The sequence below is a fragment of the Priestia veravalensis genome (assembly GCF_001457055.1).
Lineage (GTDB): Bacteria > Bacillota > Bacilli > Bacillales > Bacillaceae_H > Priestia > Priestia flexa.
The window spans coordinates 1-1,913 of sequence record NZ_KQ758760.1 but is presented as its reverse complement, the minus strand read 5'-3'; the positions used below and the strand labels follow the sequence as shown (position 1 = coordinate 1,913).

Genomic DNA, 1,913 nt, shown 5'->3' with positions numbered 1-1,913 from the left:
GGGGCTGTCTAATAAGTCCCTCTAAATAAAACAGGTGGAGAAAAACGCAATGTTTTTCTCCACCTGTTTTTATATATTTTCGATTATTATCTAAAAGTAACTGGCGAATGCCAGCTACTTTTAGTATATTGTGGGCTAATGCCACAATCCCAAATTCCACATGGACTTTATCGAGTCCCCGCAAGGAAAATCTGCGGAACGACCGATTGCCCTTGATGTGACCGAACACACTTTCGACCTCGACCTTACGACGAGCGTAGATAGCGGCTTTCGTTTCACATTCAAGGGCTGTTTTGGCCTTTGCTTTCATTTCCTCAAAAATGGTATTCCAATGAACTTGACGATTACCTTTTGCCTTTGTACATTGTGCCTTCAATGGACAATCCGAACAGTCTTCACATTCATAAATTTTGAAACTTTGTTCGTAACCTGATTGGTTCTTCTTGTTTTGATACTTCTTAAAAAGGACTTTTCGCCCATTTGGGCAAATGAAATAATCATCTTGTTCATTGTAATCCCAGTTTTTTGGGTTTTTAATATCGTTTTTGTACTTTTTGGTTTTCTCTTTCAAGTAGGTCCCATATGGAATCAAAAAGTCAAAACGCGGTTCTTTTTCATCACCTACTGCATAGACATAATTTTCTTCACTACCGTACCCTGCATCCGCAATTACCGTTTTAGGCATTGGTAAAGAAGAGGCAGCTAGTTTCTCTAAATGCGGAATAAAACAACGGGTATCAGTCGGTCTCTGATGAATCGTATAAAACAAAATAAACTGATTTTCCGTGGCCATTTGAACGTTATAACCTGGTTTGAGCTGACCGTTTTTCATATGATCTTCTTTCATACGCATAAAAGTGGCGTCTTTGTCTGTTTTGGAATAGCTGTTACGGTCTCCAAAGATCTCGTTCTGTTCCTTGTATTTCGCTATTCGTGGTAAGAAATTTTCTCGAATCAGCTTTAACGGTTTCTTCCATTTACTACGTTCTTGTCTCTTCTCCTTACGAATCTGTGTATCTGTTTCCTTCTCTATTTCCTCGGTTAGAGTCTCTACTTTTTCTTCTATTTCTTTGGCTACCTCCTCCAGATCATGTTCAATGGTCTCCGCACTTGGTTCAGATTCTTTCTGCGTAGTTTCAGATGTTGATTCTAATTGAGTTAATTCATGAATGTGTTGGAGGGTTTCTTGAATTTTTTCTCTTAATTTAGCTTCAAACTTAGAAGTCGATTTTTTCCATACAAAAGAATACTTATTGGCATCAGCCTCAATCTTGGTGCCATCTAAAAAGTAGTTTTCCATTGAAATATAGTTGTCTTCTATTAATTTGAGAATCATGGCTTCAAACAATTCATCCATCAAGACTTTCATTCGTTCTCCGCGGAACTCGTTAATCGTACGGAAATCAGGTTGTTGCATCGCGGCCAACCACATGGCTGGGATGTTTTCTCTTATCAACTTTTCGATTCCACGGCAGGAATAAACCTTTTGGGAATAACCAAACAAGATAATTTTAAGCATCATTTTGGGGTGAAAGGAACTACGACCTCCACCTTTATAATGAGAAAACAAGGTCTTATCCGGAACAGCCTCTACCATTTCATCCACCACACGTGCCACATGATGTTCTGGTATGAGTGCTTCAATATCAAAGATTGCTTGAATTTGACGATTGTCATAGGGTTTGAAAGTAGGGGCTAATTGTCTTTTAGAAGTCTTTTTTTCCTCTGTCTCTGGAAGAAGAGTCAATTGCGTGTTATAATGATTGCACATAAAAAATCGTCCCTTTCTTGAAATGTTGGTGTGGTAACTTTCATTTTACTAGATAGGACGATTTTTTTGTGTATTTTTTCAAAAAAAATCCAGAAAGAGGGCTGTCAAAAAATCAGCTTTTACTGACTTTTTGGACAGCCCC

Annotated in this window: 1 protein-coding gene; it reads right to left on the bottom strand. The window is 38.2% G+C overall.

The genetic code is table 11. From position 1 onward, the window contains the following. Nucleotides 1-1,771, bottom strand: a 1,771-nt coding sequence (locus AS180_RS21215; RefSeq protein WP_062687470.1) for an IS1182 family transposase, incomplete at its 3' end; no start/stop codon positions are given. Nucleotides 1,772-1,913: the final 142 nt, after the last annotated feature.